Annotated in this window: 21 protein-coding genes; 14 read left to right on the forward strand and 7 right to left on the reverse strand. The window is 30.5% G+C overall.

Features of this window, described 5'->3' with window-relative positions; genetic code table 11:
* Positions 1-4: 4 nt before the first annotated feature.
* From M3P09_RS13325 to dapF, 5 genes are all read right to left on the reverse strand, one after another.
* Entirely contained in the window at positions 5-664 is a 660-nt protein-coding gene (locus M3P09_RS13325) for a peptidoglycan-binding protein LysM (protein WP_249973513.1), read from the reverse strand.
* A 112-nt stretch (positions 665-776) separates the two neighbouring features.
* Positions 777-1,685 (reverse strand): DUF2279 domain-containing protein, encoded by a 909-nt coding sequence (locus M3P09_RS13330; RefSeq protein ID WP_249973514.1) that lies wholly within the window; start codon positions 1,683-1,685, stop codon positions 777-779.
* Positions 1,686-1,687: 2 nt separating this feature from the next.
* Positions 1,688-2,731, reverse strand: a complete 1,044-nt coding sequence (mltG, locus tag M3P09_RS13335; protein WP_249973515.1) for an endolytic transglycosylase MltG — start codon at positions 2,729-2,731, stop codon at positions 1,688-1,690.
* Between the two features lies 1 nt (position 2,732).
* Positions 2,733-3,257: a GNAT family N-acetyltransferase gene (locus M3P09_RS13340; protein ID WP_249973516.1), complete on the reverse strand. Its 525-nt coding sequence runs from the start codon at positions 3,255-3,257 to the stop codon at positions 2,733-2,735.
* Entirely contained in the window at positions 3,254-4,024 is a 771-nt protein-coding gene (gene dapF / locus M3P09_RS13345) for a diaminopimelate epimerase (protein ID WP_249973517.1), read from the reverse strand. Before dapF ends, M3P09_RS13340 begins: the two co-directional genes overlap by 4 nt.
* 152 nt (positions 4,025-4,176) lie before the next feature.
* Between dapF and M3P09_RS13350 the strand changes: the two genes are divergently transcribed.
* The 14 genes from M3P09_RS13350 (at position 4,177) to M3P09_RS13415 (ending at position 19,895) form a co-directional block, all read left to right on the forward strand.
* Positions 4,177-5,592 carry a trypsin-like peptidase domain-containing protein gene (locus tag M3P09_RS13350; RefSeq protein ID WP_249973518.1) on the forward strand — a complete coding sequence of 472 codons (1,416 nt, stop codon included), beginning with the start codon at positions 4,177-4,179 and terminating at the stop codon, positions 5,590-5,592.
* Positions 5,593-5,736: 144 nt separating this feature from the next.
* Entirely contained in the window at positions 5,737-7,185 is a 1,449-nt protein-coding gene (locus M3P09_RS13355) for a glyceraldehyde-3-phosphate dehydrogenase (RefSeq protein ID WP_249973519.1), read from the forward strand.
* Positions 7,186-7,327: 142 nt separating this feature from the next.
* A complete protein-coding gene (locus M3P09_RS13360) occupies positions 7,328-7,948 on the forward strand; it encodes a tRNA (guanine-N1)-methyltransferase (RefSeq protein WP_249973520.1) in 621 nt (206 codons plus the stop codon).
* A gap of 75 nt (positions 7,949-8,023) precedes the next feature.
* Positions 8,024-8,461: a GNAT family N-acetyltransferase gene (locus M3P09_RS13365; RefSeq protein ID WP_249973521.1), complete on the forward strand. Its 438-nt coding sequence runs from the start codon at positions 8,024-8,026 to the stop codon at positions 8,459-8,461.
* Positions 8,462-8,533: 72 nt separating this feature from the next.
* Positions 8,534-9,604, forward strand: coding sequence for an alkaline phosphatase D family protein (locus M3P09_RS13370; protein ID WP_099563254.1), 1,071 nt, complete (start codon positions 8,534-8,536; stop codon positions 9,602-9,604).
* Positions 9,605-9,643: 39 nt separating this feature from the next.
* Entirely contained in the window at positions 9,644-10,321 is a 678-nt protein-coding gene (gene trmD / locus M3P09_RS13375) for a tRNA (guanosine(37)-N1)-methyltransferase TrmD (protein WP_249973522.1), read from the forward strand.
* A gap of 5 nt (positions 10,322-10,326) precedes the next feature.
* The gene (locus M3P09_RS13380) at positions 10,327-10,656 is read left to right on the forward strand and encodes a hypothetical protein (RefSeq protein WP_249973523.1); all 330 of its coding nucleotides are present in this window, start codon (positions 10,327-10,329) and stop codon (positions 10,654-10,656) included.
* A 231-nt stretch (positions 10,657-10,887) separates the two neighbouring features.
* Positions 10,888-11,238, forward strand: a complete 351-nt coding sequence (rplS, locus tag M3P09_RS13385) for a 50S ribosomal protein L19 (RefSeq protein WP_099563257.1) — start codon at positions 10,888-10,890, stop codon at positions 11,236-11,238.
* 866 nt (positions 11,239-12,104) lie between these two features.
* Entirely contained in the window at positions 12,105-14,312 is a 2,208-nt protein-coding gene (locus M3P09_RS13390; protein WP_249973524.1) for an NADP-dependent isocitrate dehydrogenase, read from the forward strand.
* A 404-nt stretch (positions 14,313-14,716) separates the two neighbouring features.
* Complete coding sequence (locus M3P09_RS13395) at positions 14,717-15,961, forward strand: efflux RND transporter periplasmic adaptor subunit (protein ID WP_099563259.1); 1,245 nt, start codon at positions 14,717-14,719, stop codon at positions 15,959-15,961.
* A gap of 2 nt (positions 15,962-15,963) precedes the next feature.
* Positions 15,964-17,319 carry an ABC transporter permease gene (locus M3P09_RS13400; protein ID WP_099563260.1) on the forward strand — a complete coding sequence of 452 codons (1,356 nt, stop codon included), beginning with the start codon at positions 15,964-15,966 and terminating at the stop codon, positions 17,317-17,319.
* Between the two features lie 37 nt (positions 17,320-17,356).
* The gene (locus M3P09_RS17455; RefSeq protein WP_099563261.1) at positions 17,357-18,817 is read left to right on the forward strand and encodes a TolC family protein; all 1,461 of its coding nucleotides are present in this window, start codon (positions 17,357-17,359) and stop codon (positions 18,815-18,817) included.
* Between the two features lie 30 nt (positions 18,818-18,847).
* Positions 18,848-19,666 (forward strand): N-acetylmuramic acid 6-phosphate etherase, encoded by an 819-nt coding sequence (murQ, locus tag M3P09_RS13410; protein ID WP_099563262.1) that lies wholly within the window; start codon positions 18,848-18,850, stop codon positions 19,664-19,666.
* Positions 19,656-19,895, forward strand: a complete 240-nt coding sequence (locus M3P09_RS13415; protein WP_249973525.1) for a DUF6095 family protein — start codon at positions 19,656-19,658, stop codon at positions 19,893-19,895. The genes murQ and M3P09_RS13415 overlap by 11 nt, the downstream gene beginning before the upstream one ends.
* Here the strand turns inward: M3P09_RS13415 and M3P09_RS13420 are convergent.
* Positions 19,892-20,392 (reverse strand): hypothetical protein, encoded by a 501-nt coding sequence (locus tag M3P09_RS13420; protein WP_249973526.1) that lies wholly within the window; start codon positions 20,390-20,392, stop codon positions 19,892-19,894. The two genes, M3P09_RS13415 and M3P09_RS13420, sit on opposite strands and share 4 nt — an antisense overlap.
* A gap of 182 nt (positions 20,393-20,574) precedes the next feature.
* Positions 20,575-23,325: a T9SS type B sorting domain-containing protein gene (locus M3P09_RS13425; RefSeq protein WP_249973527.1), complete on the reverse strand. Its 2,751-nt coding sequence runs from the start codon at positions 23,323-23,325 to the stop codon at positions 20,575-20,577.
* Positions 23,326-23,455: the final 130 nt, after the last annotated feature.

Genomic DNA, 23,455 nt, shown 5'->3' on the forward strand with positions numbered 1-23,455 from the left:
TTGACTATATAGCTTTGGCTTCTCTATTTGGTTTCACAAAAGATGTATCATATCCCGAAAAACGTTTCATATAATACTGTATTGTAGTTCCGTAACCATCTGTGAAATTATCTAAACCGTAGCTTCTTAAATATTTTTTAACACTACCCGGTCCTGCTAAATGTGCCGCAGCTAAAATACCTGATTCTGTTACAACAGTACCGTTAATACGTTTACCAACAAAGTTTTTAATATCTCGTCGTAAAATCCATTTGTTACGTGCCGAATTTGCAATAAAAGCTTTCTCTTGAAGTACTGGGTTTTTCAAAAAATTAGCAGGGTTATTAATACCAATCATTTTTAATGTTGATGCACCAAATTGATATTTACCTAAATACCCGAAAGTGTTTACAGAAAAATAATCTCCTCCCGATTCTTTAAAAGCTAAAGCTTCTTTAAATCCTACAAATGATTTTCCTAGGTAAGGAGAAAATGACTTATTAACATCGCTAGAAGCTAAAACATCGTCATTAATATTAGTATCTAAACTTACAGTGTAGTTTAAAACCAAACCTTTAGTTGAATACTTACCTAAATTTATCGTTTCATCAGATGAAAACGAACTATACAATAGAATACATATTGTAAGCGTCAGGGTTAAGTAACTTGCAATACTTTTTCTCATAATTTTTAAATTTCTTCAGTGCAAAATTTCATTTAAATACACTTGAAAATTTGAGCGTGCAAAATTAGGCTTTTTTTTAATTATATCAAAATTAATCGTTTATGTGCAATTTTTAGTAGTATAATAGATGAAATACACAGCCATTTTTATTGAATTCTATAGCTGGAAAAGGCACCTTTAAAACATTAAAAATATTAAAAACGGATTTCAAAAAACGTGAATTTGTCCTAATTTTATTCAAATTTACATCAAAACTTAAATAAAACTGACGTTGCCTATTAATATTTGTTAACATAGTATTGTCAACATCTTTAATGCCCGTTAACATCCCGTCAGCGCTATAACCTACGGCTACATTAAGCCATTTAGGGATTTTACTTTTTTTAAAAAAAGCATGTAAATTAGCACTTAACCAATAGGTTTGCCCATTATAATCTTTCAAAATTTGCTCTAAAAACCCATTTCCTAATTTGTCTGGGTTCTGCATAGCATATTTTGTTTGATGAAAAGAAAATTTCAAATTGATACGTTGCTCGTTCCAAAGTAATTCTTGACCAATATACAAACCTGTTCCGGCAGCGTTTGAAGCGATATCCCCCCAAGAGAAGCCCCATTCTTCTGAAAAACCGTCCAAAATTTCGACAGCTGTAAGGAAACCAAACCCCAAAGTTGAGCCGTAAATTAATTGGTCTTTTTTGCTTACTCCACTCCAATTTAAAACCTCTGCTCCAAACTTACCAACTTGATACGAAGTAAATACATGCCCCATCTTATCCATTTGAAGCCATTCTTTATTATCATTAATTGTATGGAATTTTGAACGTTCAAAATCTGAATACCATAATTGATTTAACCCAATTAATGTTATACCAGCTAAAGAAGCTTCAGTAATAACAACAGAGTTTCTTCTAGACTTATTTAATGTATCACTTGGTGTTAGAAAAAAATCAAGCTTAGTTTGAGAAAAGGAAAATGATGATATTAAAACAAGTATTGATAAATATTTAAGCTTATTAAACACCACTACCTTCTTATACCTTTGTTATTTATCCAGCGTATGTATTCTTGCTTATTTCTGTTATGCTGAGATAAGGTTTTTGCAAATTTATGATAGCCAAAATTTTCAACATTAACTACAAAGTAGTAGTAGCTATGTTTTTCATAATTTAAAACAGCATCGATTGACGATACATCGGGCATTGCTATTAAACCCGGTGGTAAACCAGCATACTTATATGTATTATATGGAGAATCAATTTCTAAATCTTTATATAATACCCGTTTAATAGTTTGGGAAAAATCGCCAGTTTTTTTCTTTAAAGCATAAATAACAGTTGGGTCTGCTTGTAATGGCATTCTTTTTTTAAGTCTATTTACATAAACACCTGCAACACGAGGTCTTTCATCTACTTTTGCCGTTTCTTTTTGAACTATAGATGCTAGGGCAATAACTTCGCTATCCGATAAACCAATTGCCTTTGCTTTTTCAAGCCTCGCGTCACTCCAGAAGCGATTATACTCTTTTAACATACGGTTTGTGAATTTTTCTGCAGAAGTATTCCAGAAAAACTCATAACTATTAGGGATATACATACCTAAGGCTGTTTCCTCTTTAAAACTATTTTCAGACAAAAAAACCTTGTCTTCCATAGCTTTTATAAGCGATATACTATCTGCTTCAATTTGAGAAGCAATACGACCTGCTAATTTTGCAATGGTTTCTTGATTGTTAAATGATACTTTAACAGGTATGTTATTACTTCTAATTGAATTAATAATATCGTTATTACTCATTCCTTTATTAATTACGTAACGCCCTCCTTTTATGTTATTAACATATTTTTTTTGCTCAGCTAAAGCATCAAACTTATCGATATCTAATAAAAGAGGTTCTAATTGTTTACGCACATCATTGTAAGTATCTGTTGATTTAATATAAATATAAGCTGAATCATTATTAAACTTAGTGTTTGGACTAAACATGGTATCATAAACATAATATGCAAAATAAGCTGCAACAGCTAACCCAATAAACACAATAGCAAGAAGTATTTTTTTTATATACATTTTAGTTATTTATAAGCTGGAATAAATATTCATTTTTATAAGAACTATTTACATAGTTCCAATCTTTTTTCAATCCTATTTCTTTAAACCCTTGATTAGAAAACAATTTTATACTCGCTTCGTTTTCTTCAGAAATATTACAATATAATTGATGTAAGTTTAAATGTGTAAAGCAATAATTTATAAGTAACTGTAATGCCTCACTTCCATTTCCCTTATTTCTTTCTGCAGCATCTTTAATTAAAATACCAATACCAGCTCTACTGTTTTTAAAATCGAAATCGAAAATATCAATCATTCCCAAAGGTTCTTCACTATAACTAGAAATGACTAGTCTTAATTGTTTTACTTCAAAAATATCTTTTTGAGAATGCTCTAAATACTGCTTTATTAAAAACTTTGAATACGGCGTTTGTGTATTGCTAATTTCCCATATAGATTCGTCGTTTTCAATTATATGAATAAACTCTAAATCTTCAGGTTCCAAAGCACGCAAGTATATATTTTTGCCTCTTAAGGTTATCATATGCTACCTTGATATACTATTTTTGCTGGTCCAATTAACCAAACATTATTAAATGTACCATTTTGGGACTGAAAAGCTACTTGTAAATCTCCTCCTTGAGTTTTTAAAGTAATTAAGTTTTTTTCTGTTTCTCCTATATAATGCATTGCTAACGCTACTGCAGTAACACCAGTGCCGCAAGATAAGGTTTCATCTTCTACCCCTCTTTCGTAAGTTCTTACTTTAAATTCAGTATCTGAAAGTTTTTTTACAAAATTCACATTACTTCCAACAGCATTATAAGGTGCTCCATATCGTATTTTGGCGCCCAAAGTTTTTATGTCAAAATCTGTAATTTGCTCCTCAAATTGTATATGGTGTGGAGAACCTGTGTCTAAAAAAACATGATTATCATGTTTTTCAACAGTATTTACATCTGCCATCTGTAGCTTTACAACACCTTCTTTAATAGAAGCATAATGCTTACCATCAATAGCTAAAAAATCGGCATCATCCTTTATAATTCCCAATTGTTTAGCAAAAGCAACAGCACACCTTCCTCCGTTACCGCAAAAGCTCTGACTACCATCAGCATTGTAATACACCATTTCAAAATCTAGTGTATCGTGGTTTTCTATTAAGATAAGCCCGTCTGCTCCTACCCCAAAACGTCTATCACATAAAAAAGAGATGTGCTCGATATCTTTTTTGTCAAATGTTTGTTGACGATTATCAATCATCACAAAATCATTTCCAGTTCCTTGATATTTATAAAATGTTTGTTGCATAATTCAAAAGACAAATATATAAATATTAAATCGGTTTTTTGATTGTTAAACAGCCGTTAAAGTAGACGTTAAAAATCGTTAAAATTGATTTGCAAGTTCAATAAATTTTTAATTTTAGTCGTTAATAAATAAAACTTAAATACTGAAAAAAAATGAAAAAGATTTTGACACTTGTACTGGTTTCGGCATTAGGTGGCATTTTAACCCTAAGTGCATATAAATTATTTTTAGAACCAGAACAAAAACTAGTTGTTACATCAAACAATACTACACCTACTTTTTTGCCAACAAATAATATTGGCGCCCCATTAAAAGCTTACGAAAATTCAGATTTTACAACTGCTGCAGAAAATACAGTTAACGCAGTTGTTCATGTAAAAAATGTATCGCTTAGTGGTGGACAAATGACTATGCAAGATTTGTTTTTTGGAAGAAATCCTCAACAAAAGCAGTTAGGCACTGGTTCTGGAGTTATAGTAGACCCAAGTGGTTATATTATAACTAACAACCACGTTATTAAAAACTCTCAAGAATTATCAGTAACCTTAAATAATAATAAAACATATAAAGCTGAAATAATTGGCACAGATTCAGAAACCGATATTGCTGTTTTAAAAATTAATGCAGATGAAGATTTACCTGTTGTTAATTTTGGTGATTCTGATCAAGCAAAAATTGGTGAATGGGTTTTAGCTGTTGGTAATCCTTTTAATTTAACATCAACAGTAACAGCTGGTATTATTAGTGCAAAATCTAGAAGTTTAGATCCAACAGGGAGAAATGCGCACTCATTTATCCAAACTGATGCTGCTGTAAATCCAGGTAATTCTGGGGGTGCTTTAGTAAATACAAATGGAGAGCTTATAGGAATTAATACTGCTATAACTTCGCAAACCGGTTCTTATGTTGGGTATTCGTTTGCAGTGCCAAGCAATATTGCTAGAAAAATATATATGGACATTTTAGAGTATGGTAACACACAAAATGGCGTTTTAGGTATTACTGCTGGGGTTTTAAATAGTGCATCTGCTGAAGAATTTGGAGTTGATGATACCGAGGGTGTTTTTGTTAATGATGTTACAAAAAAATCTGGAGCAGAAAAAGCAGGGATCAAAAAAGGTGATATTATAAAACAATTAGACCATATAGAGATTTCAAAATTTGAAGACTTAAAAGGTTACTTAAAAACAAAACGTCCTAACGATGTAGTTAATGTAAAACTGCTTAGAAATGATGAGCTGCTTACAATTCCTGTTACTATTTCTAAAACAGACATCTTTTCTGTTAAGTTTATGAATATGGAATTCAGAGATTTATCAACCTCTATTAAAGAAAAATATGAAATACCAAACGGTGTACAAGTTTCAAAAACGAATAACAAATATTTATATTCAAATTTAGGGATTACAGAAGGTTATATTATTACAGAAATAAATAACAAAAAAATTGAGTCTATTCAAGACATTTCAAAATTAAAAGAAAAATATGGTGACGATTTTGTGGAAAATCTTGAGCAATTAGCATATATAAACACACGTTTAGAAAAAAAGGAAGTTATTTTCAAATAAGATCCTTTACCAAATATCAATAAAAATAGCCTCTTGAAGCTTATCAGTTTTAAGAGGTTATTTTTTTATGCAAATACGCTACGAAAACGTTTGAAATATAGTACTTTTGCCAAAATTTTTAACACACAACTAAACATTTAAACAATGCCTTTTAGTAAAAATTATGAAAAAGAGTTGGCTTTTCAAGCAGACCGCCGAAGAGCAACCGTAGAATTTATCAAAATTGTAAGTGATCTTTGGTACGACAAATCTATCGAATTAGTGATTTTTAGAAATCAACTGATTGATAGAAATGTTAGTCAAATTTTAAACCTACATAATTATGCTGGTAAATTTGTACAAAAACCTATTTCAATTTTTGATTCGGTAGAAATCGCTCAAGCCATTAAAGCGTTAGATATTCCACCTGCAAAACTTGATATTGGGAAGTTAACTTACGAGTTTCATTTAGATGACAACAAACACAGCAATGCGACAGCTTTTGTTGCTAGCAAATTAAAAGATGCTAGTAAAAATGGGGATATTACACCTAAAGATGTGGTACTTTATGGGTTTGGTCGTATTGGTCGTTTAGTTGCTCGAGAACTCATGACGCGCACAGGAAAAGGCAGTCAGCTTCGATTAAGAGCTATTGTTACTCGTGGGGCTATTGATGAAACTATTTTAGAAAAAAGAGCATCATTACTGCGTAATGACTCTGTTCATGGTGATTTTCCTGGAACCGTTTCAATAGATATTAAAAAGAAAGCTTTAATAATTAATGGAACCACCGTTAATATTATTTCTGCAAATGCTCCAGAAGATATTGATTATACAAAATATGGCATAAACAATGCGTTAGTAATTGATAATACTGGTGCTTTTAGAGATAAAGAGGCTTTAAGTAGGCATCTAAAATCTAAAGGTGCAGATAAAGTATTACTTACCGCACCAGGAAAAGGTGTACCAAATATTGTATATGGTGTAAATCATTTAGAAAATGATCCTGACAAAGTAGACATTTTTTCGGCAGCATCATGTACAACAAATGCCATTACTCCTATTTTAAAAGCTATCGAAGATTCTTTTGGTATTAAAAGTGGCCATTTAGAAACAATTCATGCCTATACAAACGATCAAAATTTAGTCGATAATTTTCACAAGAAGTATCGTCGTGGACGTGCAGCTGCATTAAACATGGTTATTACAGAAACTGGTGCTGGCGCTGCAGTAACCAAGGCACTACCTAGTTTTGAAGGCAAATTAACATCAAACGCGATTCGTGTTCCTGTGCCAAACGGATCATTAGCTATTTTAAATTTAGAAATTGAAAATACGACGTCCTTAAACGGTATTAACACTATTTTAAAGAAATATGCTTTAGAAGGTGATTTAGTTGAACAAATAAAATATGAATTAAGTGATGAGCTAGTATCTAGTGATATTGTTGGTAGCTCAGCGCCTTCAATTTATGATAGTAAAGCAACTATTGTACGTGCAGATGGAAAAAATGTATTGTTATATATTTGGTATGATAATGAATATGGTTACAGCCATCAAGTTATAAGGTTAGCAAAATATATTGCCAAAGTTAGACGTTATACATATTATTAAAATAACTAAAATCTAAATTGAAATATTAATCGTATATATAAAAGCCTCACCTAGTGAGGCTTTTTCTTAAATATAACTGTATTAATAAACAATATTTTATAACTTCGTAAAACCAAATACAACCATTTTAAACCAATCGTAAATGAATCCTATTAAGCAAGCTTCCCTTATCGCCTTTTTTTTAATAAGCACAGTATGTTTTTCTCAAGCCCAGTCAGAAGATGATAAATTGTCTTTAAATAATGGCACTATTAGTAATCAGTTTGAATATGTACTAAAAAAATCTGGAAATTTTAAAGGTACAAATGGGCAAGCCTATGAAGCTGTTAAACGTAGCATCTTTTTAACATTGAGAAATCATACTATTGATTCTTTAAAAACGCTAAAGACAAAATTAGATAATTCAAAAAGTAGTGTTGAAGCTCAGCAAAAAGAAATTACTGCTTTAAAAACGAAGCTGAACACTACTCAATCTACATTAGATTCAACAAATTTAGAAAAAGACAGTATGTCTCTGCTTGGTATGCAAATGAGTAAAACTAATTACAATGTACTCATGTGGACTATTATTGCTGGCTTATTAGCGTTATTTATCTTATTTGTATATAAATTTAAAAACAGTAACGCTATTACTCGTGATGCAAAAAAGGCACTTGAAGAAATTGAAGAAGAATTTGATGACCATAGAAGAACAGCTTTAGAACGCGAGCAAAAAGTTAGACGTCAATTACAAGATGAAATAAATAAACAAAAAGGGTTATAGTAAATCCAATTATAAATTAAAAATCTGTAATTTGGTTGTCAAACATATTAGGCATCACATTACAGATTTTTTTTTATGAATATTATACAGGCTACTTCAGAACACCTAAACCATTTAGTACCTCTCTTTAATGGTTATCGCGTTTTTTACAGGCAAGAATCAAATAAAACTGCTGTAAAAACATTTTTAAAAGAACGGCTTACCAAAAAAGATTCGGTTATTTATTTAGCATATATAAATGAGACCCCTGTTGGGTTTACACAATTATACTTTTTATATTCCTCTGTTTCAATGAAACCAATGTTTATATTAAATGATTTATATATAGATAAGAACTATCGAGGTAAAAGTATTGGTGCTTCTTTAATAAATAAAGCCAAAGATTTGTGTAGACAAAAACAATATAAAGGTATTATAATACAAACCGAAAACACAAACCCTGCACAACATTTATATCAACGAGAAGGTTTTGTAAAAGATACCGATTTAACCTTTTTTTGGACTAATAAATAGTTAGTATTACAAAACTAAATTTACTTTTAAATTTGTAATTTAGTTAACCAATTCCTTTGATAAAACTTTCTCATGAAAAATTTACATAACATCAGTTACCTTTTTTTAATTGTGATCCTATTTATAGGTTGTAAAAATGATAAAAACCAAACTAGTGAACCATTAGTAACAAAAATAGCGTTTGGTTCTTGTGGGTCGCAAAATCATGAACTTCCTATTTTTGACTTAGTAGTGGAACACAATCCTGATGTATTTATTTTTTTAGGGGATAATATTTATGGTGATACAAAAAACATGGATACTTTAAAAGCTAAGTATCAAAAGTTGGGCTCTAAAAAAAGTTTCCAAAACTTATCGAAAAACACACAAATTATTGCGACTTGGGATGATCATGACTATGGTTGGAATGATGCTGGTAAAGAGTATTCTTTTAAAGAAGAAGCAAAAGATATTTTCTTGTCTTTTTTTAATGAACCTGACACTTCTACTAGAAGAGACCATAAAGGTATATATCATTCTTATGAGTATGACTATGGAGCAAAAAAATTACAAATAATTTTGTTAGACGGGAGAACTTTTAGAGATAAGCTTAAGCCTTACAATAACGAATTTGATAATGATAGTAGATATGGCTTTTATGGTAAAGGCTATGCGCCGTATACAAATTCAGATTCTACATTACTTGGCGAAACGCAATGGAAATGGTTAGAAAAACAACTCTCAAAACCTGCAGACATTAGATTAATTGGGTCTGGAACACAATTTGGAATTGAATGGAATGGCTATGAAGCTTGGGCAAATTTTCCACACGAGCAAAAGCGTATGCTAAGCCTCATTGAAAAAACAAACGCTAGTGGTGTTATGTTTTTAACTGGAGATGTACACTATTCTGAAATTTCAAAATTAGAAACAAGTTTTTATCCAATTTACGACTTTACATCAAGCGGATTATCTTCAACATGGCATTTTGCTACTCCGAACAAAAACAGAATAGAAGGTCCTGTTATGGATAATCATTTTGGGTTGGTTACAATAAATTGGGATGTAAATGATCCTGAAATAAAAATGGAAACTTGGGATATTAGTAACAACCAAAGAATGGAGTATTCAATTAACTTAAGCGAAATAAGTTTTAATAAATAACCAAACAATTAAATTATCTTTGTTGCATAATTACTTATCATGCGCATAGATATCATTACTGTTTTACCAGAGTTACTTAAAAGTCCGTTTGAAGCTTCAATTTTAAAACGTGCTATTGAAGCTGGTTTGGTAGAAGTCCATTTTCATAATTTACGAGATTATACTACTGATAATTATAAATCTATTGACGATACACAATTTGGTGGTGGAGCTGGTATGGTAATGATGGTTGAGCCAATTGATAAATGTATAACTGCTTTAAAAGCAGTGCGCAATTATGATGAAATAATATATATGACTCCTGATGGCGAAACTTTAAATCAAGGGATAGCCAATCAACTATCATTAAAAGAAAACATTATTATTTTATGTGGGCATTACAAAGGTGTAGATCAACGGGTACGAGACCACTTTATAACTCGAGAGATATCTATTGGTGATTATGTATTGTCTGGTGGTGAACTAGGTGCTGCTGTTTTTTGTGATGCAATTATACGTTTAATTCCTGGAGTTCTAGGTAATGAAACTTCTGCCCTAACCGATTCGTTTCAGGATAATTTATTAGCCCCTCCAATTTATACAAAACCACGTGAATATAAAGGCTGGAAAGTTCCTGAGCTACTGTTTAGTGGAAATTTACCAGAGATTGAAAAATGGCGAGAAGAACAAGCTTATTTAAGAACCAAAGAACGACGACCAGATTTGTTAGATGATTAAATAATATGGAAGATATAGACACCTTACAATTACAATTTGCAATAGCTGGGATAATTAACGGCTTAGTACACTTAACTATTCTAATAGCGACTATAATCATGTTAGCTAAAAAAAGATCTATAGCTACGTTTCTTTTACTTGTTGGTAGTATTTTAAACAGTATTGGTTTTGCTGGTGGGTTTATCTATAATGCTATTGCTGCCAAAAATGGGACTGAAGCACTATTAAGTGCACAAGTAACACTTGCTTTTTTTAATGCCTTTTCTTATTTTATTTTCGGAATAGGGTTATTACTTTTATCAATTAATGTTTTCAAAAGACATAATTCTAAATAAGATTAAAAACTTTTGTATGTGTTTTTGTATGTGTTAAGGATAGTAGCGGCATCCTTTTGCTAAAAAGCAAAAGATATAGCGAATAGCCTGACCTAAAAGGGAACACCAAAAAAAGACAAATAAAACATTGTAGATTATTAATTAATAACTATTTTTGCACCCAATTTCGGGTTAACCTCTGGCGAAAATCGTGAATGTTGTTCTGAATTAATTATAATTAAATTTAAAGATATGGAATCTTTAGTAAAATTTGTTCAAGACGAATTTGTAACAAGAAAAGACTTACCAGAATTTGCAGCTGGTGACACTATTACAGTGTATTACGAAATTAAAGAGGGTAACAAAACACGTACTCAGTTTTTCAGAGGTGTTGTTATTCAAAGAAGAGGATCTGGTACATCAGAAACTTTTACAATTAGAAAAATGTCAGGATCTATTGGCGTAGAGCGTATCTTCCCAGTTAATTTACCTGCATTACAGAAAATAGAAGTTAACAAACGTGGTGCTGTACGTAGAGCTAGAATCTACTACTTTAGAGGTCTTACTGGTAAAAAAGCAAGAATTAAAGAGCGTAGACGCTAGTATTCTATTAGCAATGCAAAAGCATATTAAAGCCTTAACAAATGTTAAGGCTTTTTTTATTAACAAAAGTTAATAAGTATAGTTTATAAATCGTTGATATCTAATTGCTTAAAAAATTTGATTTTCTGAAATGTGATTATATATTAGCAAAAGAAATTAATAACAACCTCGGTTGGTTTTGTGTAAAAACAAATTTGAATTAAGATCTAAAATAGAGTAACGTTCTTTATATATAATTGTTTTTTGAGGTTTGGATGCGCCACGTGTATGCGTGCGTAAGCAGAGAACCATGAAGCTGTAAAAAGTCCCAGATGCGAAAGTAGATGGAATCTAGTATGGCAGAAAGCTTGAAAAAGTAGTAGTTAACGAAAGGGAATACTATAAATAGAGCAATGCTTGGTGGTTAACAGACATGAAAATGGATGGCTAACAAATTAAGTATCAAAAAAAACAGTTAACTGAAGCATTTTGGTAATTATGTCAATACATTTTGAAAATTACAACACGAAATGTTTCATTGAAATAATAGCACTTGAATTGAAAAGGTTTTATGAAAATTAAAACTGATTTAGTAGAAATACTAATTAGATCACGTCATGTTATTTCAAAGAAAGCCATGTCAAAGTAGATTAAATTCTATAGTGATATGGCTTTTGTATTTTTATAATTTGAGTACTATTTTTTTGTCAATTTCTTATAGACTTCATCCTTTTTTATCATTCTATTAAATCAGTCTAAAATCACAGCAGTTCATTAATGAATTTCCGTTATTTTAAAGGTCAATTTTTGTATATTCGCATCGCGAAAACGTTATCGTTAATTCTGCTCCAAATTTTAATTATAAATCAATATAAAACACAAGGCGAATGTCTAAAATTATCTATACAAAAACTGATGAAGCACCAGCTTTAGCAACGCGTTCATTTTTACCTATCGTAAAAGCTTTTGTTAAAACTTCTGGAATTAATATTGAAACTAAAGACATCTCTTTAGCAGCTAGGATTTTATCTGCTTTTCCAGATTTTTTAAATGAAGAACAACGTGTGTCAGATGATTTAGCATTTTTAGGCGAATTAGCAAAAAAACCAGAAGCTAATATTATAAAACTACCAAATATTAGTGCTTCAATTCCACAGCTAACTGCAGCAATTTCGGAGCTTCAGTCCCAAGGTTTTGCAATTCCAAATTATCCAGATGAACCAAAAAACGATTCTGAAAAAGACGTAAAATCACGTTACGACAAAATCAAAGGAAGTGCAGTAAACCCTGTATTACGCGAAGGAAATTCTGATAGACGTGCTCCAAAAGCTGTAAAAAATTACGCAAAAAAGAATCCTCATTCAATGGGTGAATGGTCTAGCAATTCTAAAACCCATGTTGCAACAATGAATCATGGTGATTTTGCTCACAATGAAAAATCGATAACTTTAGATGCTGCCACAAACGTAAAGATTGAACATGTAGATTCCAACGGAAACACTACCGTTTTAAAAGATAATTTAGCATTATTAAAAGGAGAAATAGTTGATGCTACTGTAATGAGTAAAAAAGCTTTATTGAGCTTTTTAGAAGAACAAGTAGCAGATGCCAAAGAGAAAAATGTATTGTTTTCATTACACATGAAAGCAACTATGATGAAAGTTTCTGATCCTATTATTTTTGGTCATGCGGTTCGCACTTACTTTAAAGATGTTTTTGCAAAACATGCAGAAACTCTTGAAAAAATTGGTGTTGATGTAAATAACGGATTTGGAGATTTGCTAGCAGATTTAAAAAACTTGCCAGAAGCTAAATACAATGAAATAGAAGCTGATATTAATAATGCATTAGAAAATGGTCCAGATTTAGCCATGGTTAATAGCGATAAAGGAATTACCAATTTACACGTTCCTAGTGATGTTATTATTGATGCTTCAATGCCAGCAATGATTCGTACCTCTGGACAAATGTGGAATGCTGAAGGAAAACTTCAAGACACCAAAGCTGTAATTCCAGATAGTAGTTATGCAGGAATTTATACAGCAACAATAAACTTTTGTAAAAAGCATGGCGCTTTCGATCCAACAACCATGGGTACAGTTCCTAATGTTGGGTTAATGGCGCAAAAAGCTGAAGAATACGGGTCTCATGATAAAACATTTGAAATTTCTGAAAATGGAACTGTACGAGTAACTGATGCTTTAGGCAATGTTTTAATCGAACACACAGTAGAAACCGGAGATATATGGAGAATGTGTCAAGTAAAAGACGCACCTATTCAAGACTGGGTAAAATTAGCAGTTACACGTGCAAGAGCTTCTCAAACACCAGCTGTTTTTTGGCTAGATGAAAATAGAGCGCATGATGCAGAATTGATTAAAAAAGTAAATACTTATTTAAAAGACCACGATACTAGTGGGTTAGATTTACGAATCTTGTCCCCTATTGATGCAACCATTTTTACTTGTGAAAGGTTAAAAGAAGGAAAAGATACAATTTCGGTTTCTGGAAATGTACTTCGCGATTATTTAACTGATTTATTTCCAATTCTTGAAGTTGGTACGAGTGCAAAAATGCTATCTATAGTTCCATTAATGAATGGTGGCGGTTTATTTGAAACTGGGGCCGGTGGATCAGCACCAAAGCATGTACAACAATTATTGGAAGAAAACCACTTACGTTGGGATTCTTTAGGCGAGTTTTTGGCATTAGCTGTTTCTTTAGAGCACTTTAGTGAAGTAAATAATAATTCAAAAGCAAAAATTTTAGGTGAAGCATTAGATGACGCCACAGATAAACTATTGGAAAATAAAAAAGGCCCTTCACGTAAAGCAGGAGAATTAGATAATAGAGGAAGTCATTTTTATTTAGCTTTGTATTGGGCTCAAGAATTAGCAAACCAAAATAAAGATGAAGCATTAAAAGAAGAATTCTCAAAAATAGCAAAACAATTAGCTGATAATGAATCTATTATTATAAAAGAGTTAGCTGAGATTCAAGGTAAACCAATAAGCCTTGGTGGCTATTATGAGCCAAATGAAGCATTAATAAACCAAGCAATGCGACCAAGCAAAACACTAAATAGCATCTTGTAAAAAGAAATACAAATATTTTATTAAAAGCTCCTTTAAAAGGGGCTTTTTTTATGCGTAAAACGCCAAACATTATGAATTTATATTGTACCACTTATCTTCATCTGGTAAAAAAACAATAAGTAGTAAATGTTAAATATAACTAGTAAAACAATTATTTTTTGGTTCATCCACTATATATCATAAGGAAGTACTTTTACTTATAAAATAGAATAATTACCCAACTGCATACTTGGCACAAAAATTGTGCGTTATTTCTCTAATAAAACAAATTATTATTAAAAATTAGTACTGATTGTTATCAAAAATATAATTAATTAAAAAATTAAGATTTAATTAACTGTAAGAAATTATTGGTATACTACTTTTAAATAGTTATTTATTACATCAATCAAAAACCAGCCAGTATGAATAAAAAAAAATTAACCATCATTATAGGAGTTGCAATCCTATTAATTATTTCTTATTTCTATTTTAATTCTAGTAGCAGTCAAGATATCTCGTTAACTGCAAAAGTAACAAAAGGTGTTTTTTTAGATGAAATATTTATATCTGGAGAGGCGCAATCTACTAGCTCTAAAAAAATAAATGGTCCTACTAACGCTAGACGTTTTGGAATATATCAAATTAAAATTCAAGACTTAGTACCAGAAGGTACTGTCGTTAAAAAAGGTGGATATATTGGTAAACTCGATGTTTCTGAGCTTAACGGTAAAATACTAGACGCTCAATTAAATTTAGAGAAAGAACAGTCTAAATATACTCAACAGCAACTAGATACAACTTTAACTTTAAAGCAAGAACGAAATGCTATTAAAGACCTTCTATTCAATATTGAAGAAAAAAAATTAGAATTAGAAAGATCTATTTATGAGCCACCTACAACTATTCGTCAATTAGAGATTGAAATTGAAAAAAACGAACGGGGGCTTAGGGAAAAAAAAGCAGACTACTCTATTAAAAAAAGACAGGCTAATGCAAAAATGATTGAAGTTGGTACTGAAGTTTCTAAAATAAAAAAGCGCATTGAAGAATTAGTAGAACTACAAAAAAAATTCACCATTCATTCTGAAGATGAAGGAATGGTTACCTATGTAAAAGAATGGAACGGAACTAAGAAAAAAGTGGGCTCTTCTATTTCTCCTTGGGAACCAGCTATTGCTAGCTTACCAGATTTAACTAAAATGGAATCAAAAACATATAGCAATGAGGTGGACATAAGAAAAATAAAAAAAGACTTAAAAGTAAAAGTTGGCTTTGATGCCTTTCCAGATATCGAGTTAGATGGAGTTGTTACAGAAGTTGCAAATGTTGGAGAAACTAGAGCAGGTTCAGACGTAAAATTGTTTCAAGTACTAATTAAACTTAATGGTTCTAACAAAAACATTAGACCTGGAATGACAACATCAAATAAAATCTTAACAAACCAAAAAGAGGACGTGTTAATGGTACCTCTTGAAGCTATTTTTTCTAAAGACTCTATAAGCTATACATATGTAAAATCGGGTTACTCTGTAACTAAACAACAAGTAGAACTAGGCTTATCTAATAACGAAGTAATTATAATTAACAAAGGCTTAGAAGAAAATGATGTGGTATATTTAAATAAGCCTGAAGGTTATGAAGAAAAAAGTATAACCACTTTAGAATAGATATGATAGACAAGCTACTTTTTGAAAAACTAAAATCTAATTTTACTGAAGCATTTTGGTTTATAAAAACAAATAAGGTAAGAACATTTTTGACGGCTCTAGGTATTATTTTTGGTGTTGCATCAGTTATTACCATGCTAGCTATAGGTAATGGAGCAGAAAAAGAGATTTTAGCACAACTTGAATTAGTAGGTGTTAACAATATTGTAGTCACTCCTATACCAGACAAAAAAGATGATGAAGCTGATACTGATATTGCAGAAAATGAAGAAAATGAGTCAAAAAGATTTTCTAAAGGATTGGATATAATAGATTCTGAAAGTATAAAAAAAAATATTCCCAGTGTAAAACTAGTTAGCCCTGAAATCATCTTAGATACTTACGTTATTAATAATGGAAAACAAAATTCAGTAAAGTTAATAGGTGTATCTCCATTTTTTTTTATTTCCTCAAATATTAGTTTAGAAAAAGGTAAAATGTTTTCTAATTATCAAATTAACAACGCACTTCCAGTTTGTATCATTGGTAAAAAAGTTGAAAAAAAACTATTTACTGGAGAAAGTGCTTTGGGTAAACAAATAAAAGTTAAAGATGTTTGGTTACAAGTAGTTGGTGTAATTGAAGAAAAATTAATATCAGATAAAGCCCAAGAGAACTTAGGTATTAGAGATTTGAATCAAGATGTTTACATTCCTATAAAAACATTCTTAGTACGTTATAAAGACCGTAAAGTTATTGTTGATAAACTAAATGCAAACAATCGTAGAAATCAAAATGGTCCTAAAAAAAAGCAACCAAGAGGTAATTATCACCAAATAGATAAATTAACCGTACAAGTTGCAAATTCAAATGAATTGAAAGCTACTGCAGAAGTTTTAAGCAAAATGCTAAAACGTAGGCATAATGATGTACTTGATTTTGAAATAACCATTCCTATACAACTTCTTAAACAACAGCAAAAAACAAAGCAAATATTCAATATAGTTTTAAGTATTATTGCAGGTATCTCTTTATTAATTGGAGGCATTGGTATTATGAATATTATGTTGGCTTCTGTTCTCGAAAGAACCAAAGAAATAGGAATTATTAGAGCAATAGGTGCTACGAGAGAAGATGTGATTTTACAATTCCTATCAGAGTCTATACTTATTAGTGTAGGCGGTGGTATTATTGGAATAATTACTGGCATATTAGGAGCTTACATTATTGAAATGGCATCGGGAATAGAAACTGTACTTTCTGTAAACTCTGTATTATTATCCTTTTTTATAGCGGTTATTGTGGGTTTAGTGTTCGGAATATTCCCAGCAAAAGCTGCTGCTAATAAAAAACCTATTCAAGCATTAAGATCAGAATAGTAAACTCATATCAATCCATTAACTTAAATATAGACATGTGAAAAAATTATATTTTATCTTAATTGTTATTTTTCCATTACTTACTTTTTCTCAATCAAAAAAAATAACTTTAACAGAAGCAATCAGTATTGCTCAAAAAAAATCGCCAGATTATAAAATAAGCTTAAATAGAAACCAATCAAACTATTGGCGTTTTAGAAATTACAAAGCGGGTTTTTTACCTCAATTTAAGCTTAATGCCACATTACCAGCATATAGTAACGCCGTAATAAGACAAACAAATGATGCCGGACAAGATATTTTTGTTAACCAAAACCAATTAGTTATTGATGGAGGTTTATCCATTTCCCAAAGGGTGCCTTATACTGGAGGTACACTTTCCGTTTTTTCAAATTTAGAGCGTGTTGAACTCTTTGGGTTAGCCGATAATATCCAATATTCAGTTATCCCATTTAGTTTAAGTTATTCTCAAAATTCAATTTTATACAATGAGTTTAAATGGGATAAAAAAATTGAACCATTAATTTATGAAGAATCTCAAAGGGAGTTTATTGAAAATATGGAAAGTATATCAGTAAATACAGCTCGTAGGTATTTTGAATTACTCAAAGCGCAAATGCAATTAGAAATTGCTGAAGTAAATTTATTAAATCAAGACACCTTATATAAAATTTCAAAAGGTAGATTTAAAATGGGTAAAATTGCAGAAAATGAATTGTTACAGATGGAATTAACTCTATTAAATTCAAAAAACAATGTCACCACTAATACTGTTGAAGTAAAAAGAACTTCTCAAAATTTAGCTCGTTATTTGGAGCTAGATACTGAAAACATAGAATTAGACATACCAGAAGAATTACCACTATTTGATGTATCTGTTGATAAAGCTTTAAGTGAAGCACAATCTAACAGAAAAGCTGTAATAGAGTTTAGAAGAAAGCGTTTGGAGGCAGAAAAAGAAGTTGCCTTTCAAAAAGGGAATAATAGATTACAATTAGGAATAAGGGCAAATTTTGGGGTTTCTCAAAACGGAGAAAATTTCAATAACCTTTTTGACAATTTTAATAAACAACAAAACGTTTCGGTTTCATTAGGTATTCCTCTTTTTGATTGGGGCGTATCTAAATCTAGGCGAAAAATGGCTGAGGCTAATTTAGACTTAACTGAAAATAATATTAATCAAGATAAACAAGAATTTGAACAAGAAATATACTTACATGTTCTAAACTGGTCAAGCCAAAGAGATTTTCTATACACTTCTCAAAAAGCAAAAGAAGTTGCCACAAAAAGGTATGATATTTCTAGAAAACGATATGTTTTAGGAAAAATTTCAATAACCGATTTAAATATAGCATTAAGGGAAAGAGACAATGCTGTACTTAAATATTTAAATTCATTAGAAGATTTTTGGAGAGATTATTATGTTTTAAGACAACTTACTCTTTACGATTTTATTAATGATAAAAAAATAGAAGTAGATGATATACTTTTCGATTAAATTTCATGATTAATTCACTATTTTTGAATTATGAGCTTTATAAAAATAACTGAACAAGATTCAAATTATAATCATCTGGAAAAGATGAGTATTAAAGAGTTAATTTCTAATATTAATAATGAGGATAAAACTGTTCCTTTAGCAGTAGAAAAAGTACTTCCACAAATAGAACTATTGATAGAACAAATTGTTCTAAAACTAAAAGAGGGTGGTCGGCTATTCTATATTGGAGCTGGTACAAGTGGCCGTTTAGGTATTTTAGATGCCTCAGAATGCCCACCAACATTTGGAGTTTCTCATGAGTTAGTAATAGGGTTAATGGCAGGCGGAGATATTGCTATACGTAAATCTGTTGAAGATGCTGAAGATTCAACAACCCAAGGCTGGATAGATTTACAAAATTATAATATTAGTGACAAAGATATTGTTGTAGGTATTGCAGCTTCAGGTACGACACCTTACGTTATTTCTGCTTTAGAAGCATGTAACAATAATAATATTATTACTGGATGTATTACTTGTAATAATAATAGCCCTTTATCAAATGCATCAAAATATCCTATTGAAGTCATTGTAGGGCCAGAATTTCTTACTGGGAGTTCTAGAATGAAAGCTGGTACAGCACAAAAGTTTGTTTTAAACATGATTACCACAACAACAATGATTCAACTTGGGCATGTAAAAGGCAACAAAATGGTGGACATGCAGTTGAGCAATAATAAACTTGTAAACAGAGGGGTTAAAATGATAATGAACGAAATTAATGTGCCTCAAGAAAAAGCCAAACAGTTATTAGATAAATTTGGGAGTGTCAGGTTAGCTGTTCAAAATTACATTAATGAAAACTAATAAAACCGATAAAAATATTCTAGTAAAAGGTGTGAAAGTTATAGGTATATCTGCGGGCTGTATGTTTTTGGGTCCAACTTTAATTTATATAGCTTTAACCAATAAAGAAAAACCACTATATATACCTATATTAATAATAGCAATAATTGTTTGTGTCTTAGCCATTTTTTTTGCTTTTAAAGGCATTAACACAATTTTAGACAGTATGTTTAAAAAAAAGAATTATTAATTAAAAATAATAGTTTTGGGAGTAGTTGGGTTATATCCAAATTCTACATCGCTAAAAGGAATTTTTAAACCTTCCAATATATAATTAATAATAGCGTAATGATGAATGGTATGACTATTTGCTTGTGCCAAAACAGCGCCAAATGTATAGATTACTTTTACCTTACCTAAGCCTAAATCATCAATTACTTTTACTTCTTCATTAATATCAAAATCAGCTTTATTCAATTTTTCGATAATTACATCTAGATAGTTTTTAGCACAATCACAATTAGATTCTACATTTTTATTTCTACTTCTAGCAGTTAAATCTATTATTCCATCTGAATCCAAATTAAATATACAGTCATAGAAATCTAAGATATGTCTAAGGTGAGTACCAATACTTGAATAGTATGGTGCTAAAGAAGCATTACATAAATCATCATCCTTTAGACTATCAAGTAAGGTTTTAGATTTTTGAAGCGTTTTTAAAGTAGATTGGATAATAATATTCATGAAGACTAAAATAACTAAATTAGTTGAATTTAAAAATTATTGTTGATTTAGTCTCCTAACTCTTTAATACTTACAAGGACATAAAAGAATAAATCTAATTCTTATTAATGGAATACAAAGCTAAACTATTGCTCAATAATTTTAAAAAACGTACAAAAAGCATAGTATTAGTGCTCATAAAATCAATATCTTTTTAGTGTAAAGTGTCCTCGATTAATTGTACCATCTATAAAAATCACCTCAAACCAATAATCGTTTTGTGCAGCAAAGTTTCCATTATATTTACCATCCCATCTATAATTGTTTTCCTCATTTAAATAAGTAATTAACTTTCCAAATCGATCGTAAATATTAACACGAGTTGATAACAATTCGTCTTCTGACAACCCAAGTACAGTCCAAAAATCATTCATTCCATCATTATTTGGGGTAAAAAAACTTGGGTACCCTAAAATATAAACGCTTTTTTGAATGGTAGGTTCGCATTGATTTATGTCTCTAACATAAATAGTATGTTTTCCTGCAGGAATATTTTCGAAATTATAAGAATTTGACTCCTCAAAGTAATTAATATTATCTATTGAAAATTCATACTTTCCTGAACCATCAATTTGTATATATATCAAGTGTCTGTTTTTATCTATCTTTTTTATTTCAATATTATTAAAAGATGGAGGCTCTGTTTTTGTTATTACAAAATCAAAAGTATTTGAACATTCTATCCCATTTTCTGTTTTATATGCAATATGTTGATATGAACCAGGTTTAAAAAAACTGAACTCTCTTTGGGTTGATAAAATAGAACCATTACTGTCAACCCATTCAACCCTATCATTAGTTTTGTCACCAAAAAGTTCAATAGGTTGATTTTTGCAGATTAAATATTCTTCTTCAATATCAATTTTTGGAGCTGAATTAACAATTAAATTGATAGGGGCTATCCCGCTACAAGCAAAATTTTCTTCTTGAGCTCTAACCCATATAGTTGTAGATGGTGAACTAAAAAAGCGGTCATCTATTTCATTTTGCATTGTTAAAGCATCTATTAATGTTGGATAATATTCTAAAATTGTTGACGCTTCTAAATCAACTTCTTCTCTAATTTCTGCTCTCTTAAAGCCTATAGAAAATATGCCAAACCCATCATTAGAATCTAAATCAGAGCTATCACAGGCATACATTTCAGTAATTTTTCCTAAATCAACAAAAACTGCAGAAATTAAAAATGAAGAAATTTCAAAACAACCGTTATCATTTATGACTCGAATAAATATCTCCTGATTAGGCTCTATATTAGTATAATTCTCTGGATTTAAAATTTGATTCATATCTAACTCAGCATCTAATCTAGTTTCATAAAATACTAATTCTTCATTGTACAAAGGATTAGTAATTTTGTCTCTTATTGTATTTAAATTAAAAATTGAGATTCCGTCAGTATCTAGGTCACATTGTACTAATTCTTGATTTACCTCTAAGTTTGGAAGATTATACACTTCTATATCTTTTGTTACTGTTATAGGGCAATTGTTAATAGTAATTATTGCGGTAACTTGATAATTTCCTGATGCCGTATACGCGTGTTCAGCTTCTATTTCATTTGAAGTATTTCCATCACCAAAATCCCATATTGCCTCAGTAATATCAGCATAAGTATCCACTTCCATAGGAATTGGAATACCAATGCAAGCGTTATCTGCTAATACTCTAGTTCTAAAATAGGATTGAATAAAATTTGGAAGTCCTAATCTAGACCTATTGCTACCTAGGTCTATAGCCTTATTAGTATAATTTATTTTTTCTCCTAATTCATGTGGGTTATTAATAACTCCAAGTAATGGTGTTCCTTGGCTTTTATCAATGGTCAATGCTCTATATATTTTTCCGTTTTTTGCCAATTGCAAGCTTGCAGCTGTTAATTCATTTTGAGCTTCATCTATAGATGTCCAATTTGTTTGAGGGTTTGAATTTGACATATCATATTGATACAGCAAATTTTTTCTTATTTCATCTGGTATAAATTCATTGCTATTCTCTCTAAACATACCCTGACGAACCAAAGAAGCATATAGATATTTTGAATCGTTTGAAAACTCAACTCCAAATGCAGAAACAACTTCAAAAAAAACAAAAGAAGTCAAAACATTTCTCCTATTACTAACAATCCCATTTTCAGAATTAAAATCAAAAGTCATTAAATGATCAGAAAGTGATTGTGGTCTATAATTTGCACAAGCAATCTTTTTGCCATCAGGCGAAAATTTCATTTGTCCTTCTTGCAGACCTTTGTAAAAAGTATCATTAGTTATGATTCCTTTTCCTATATTCCCATTAGTTTCAATTTTATAAGCATAAAACCAAGAATACTCACTACTTTCATTTTTTTTAGTAGTTAATAACCAAATAGATTTACCATCTGCATGGTGCACAGCTGTTAACTTACCTACACCTTCACCAGGTAATAATACTCTATTCTTAAAAACAACTTCTCCTAGGCCATTATTTCTATCCATGTCAACAAGAGAATAACGCAAACCATCTGCTGAAGTAATTGTAAATATATAGTGTAAATTTTCGCTATCCTTAATTGGAATAATCATAACATTAAGCAAAATATTTGGTTCAAGGTTAACTGGGTCTACCATCCCTAAAGGCTCTACAAGAACTCCATTAATCATAATATTATGATTACTGTCCCATACGTTAGTTCCATTAGTGTAAAACAAAAGATTGCCATCCTTATCAGAAATTGTAGCACATGCATTTTCAGCAATCATTTTACCATTGAAAAGTATATCTGGATCATTTTGAAGATCAAATAATAATCCAGCACGTTCGCCAAAATACCAATTGTTCGTCTCATTTTGACTCCATGAACTGATTGAAGAAATTATTATCGCACATAAAAGAAAAGAAACCCTTAAAAATTGCATAGTAGAAATTAAGCCTTTATTAATTGTACACTTTAAAACTATCAAATAGTTGAACTCTATATACCAACTAGTTTTATATTATAATTTATTAGCAATAAGGCTACAAATGTATTATGCAAAATTAATGATT

Origin of the sequence: Jejuia spongiicola (genome assembly GCF_023502325.1) — a bacterium.
GTDB classification, from domain to species: Bacteria; Bacteroidota; Bacteroidia; order Flavobacteriales; family Flavobacteriaceae; genus Wocania_A; species Wocania_A spongiicola.

Coding starts and splice junctions, on each gene's coding strand:
- M3P09_RS13340 (WP_249973516.1), bottom strand. CDS start 3,257: ATGATAACCTTAAGAGGCAAAAATATATACTTGCGTGCTTTGGAACCT.
- M3P09_RS13425 (WP_249973527.1), bottom strand. CDS start 23,325: ATGCAATTTTTAAGGGTTTCTTTTCTTTTATGTGCGATAATAATTTCT.
- mltG (WP_249973515.1), bottom strand. CDS start 2,731: ATGTATATAAAAAAAATACTTCTTGCTATTGTGTTTATTGGGTTAGCT.
- murQ (WP_099563262.1), top strand. CDS start 18,848: ATGAGCTTTATAAAAATAACTGAACAAGATTCAAATTATAATCATCTG.
- M3P09_RS13395 (WP_099563259.1), top strand. CDS start 14,717: ATGAATAAAAAAAAATTAACCATCATTATAGGAGTTGCAATCCTATTA.
- M3P09_RS13380 (WP_249973523.1), top strand. CDS start 10,327: ATGGAAGATATAGACACCTTACAATTACAATTTGCAATAGCTGGGATA.
- M3P09_RS13370 (WP_099563254.1), top strand. CDS start 8,534: ATGAAAAATTTACATAACATCAGTTACCTTTTTTTAATTGTGATCCTA.
- M3P09_RS13350 (WP_249973518.1), top strand. CDS start 4,177: ATGAAAAAGATTTTGACACTTGTACTGGTTTCGGCATTAGGTGGCATT.
- dapF (WP_249973517.1), bottom strand. CDS start 4,024: ATGCAACAAACATTTTATAAATATCAAGGAACTGGAAATGATTTTGTG.
- M3P09_RS13360 (WP_249973520.1), top strand. CDS start 7,328: ATGAATCCTATTAAGCAAGCTTCCCTTATCGCCTTTTTTTTAATAAGC.
- M3P09_RS13390 (WP_249973524.1), top strand. CDS start 12,105: ATGTCTAAAATTATCTATACAAAAACTGATGAAGCACCAGCTTTAGCA.
- rplS (WP_099563257.1), top strand. CDS start 10,888: ATGGAATCTTTAGTAAAATTTGTTCAAGACGAATTTGTAACAAGAAAA.
- M3P09_RS13420 (WP_249973526.1), bottom strand. CDS start 20,392: ATGAATATTATTATCCAATCTACTTTAAAAACGCTTCAAAAATCTAAA.
- M3P09_RS13325 (WP_249973513.1), bottom strand. CDS start 664: ATGAGAAAAAGTATTGCAAGTTACTTAACCCTGACGCTTACAATATGT.
- trmD (WP_249973522.1), top strand. CDS start 9,644: ATGCGCATAGATATCATTACTGTTTTACCAGAGTTACTTAAAAGTCCG.
- M3P09_RS13415 (WP_249973525.1), top strand. CDS start 19,656: ATGAAAACTAATAAAACCGATAAAAATATTCTAGTAAAAGGTGTGAAA.
- M3P09_RS13400 (WP_099563260.1), top strand. CDS start 15,964: ATGATAGACAAGCTACTTTTTGAAAAACTAAAATCTAATTTTACTGAA.
- M3P09_RS13365 (WP_249973521.1), top strand. CDS start 8,024: ATGAATATTATACAGGCTACTTCAGAACACCTAAACCATTTAGTACCT.
- M3P09_RS13355 (WP_249973519.1), top strand. CDS start 5,737: ATGCCTTTTAGTAAAAATTATGAAAAAGAGTTGGCTTTTCAAGCAGAC.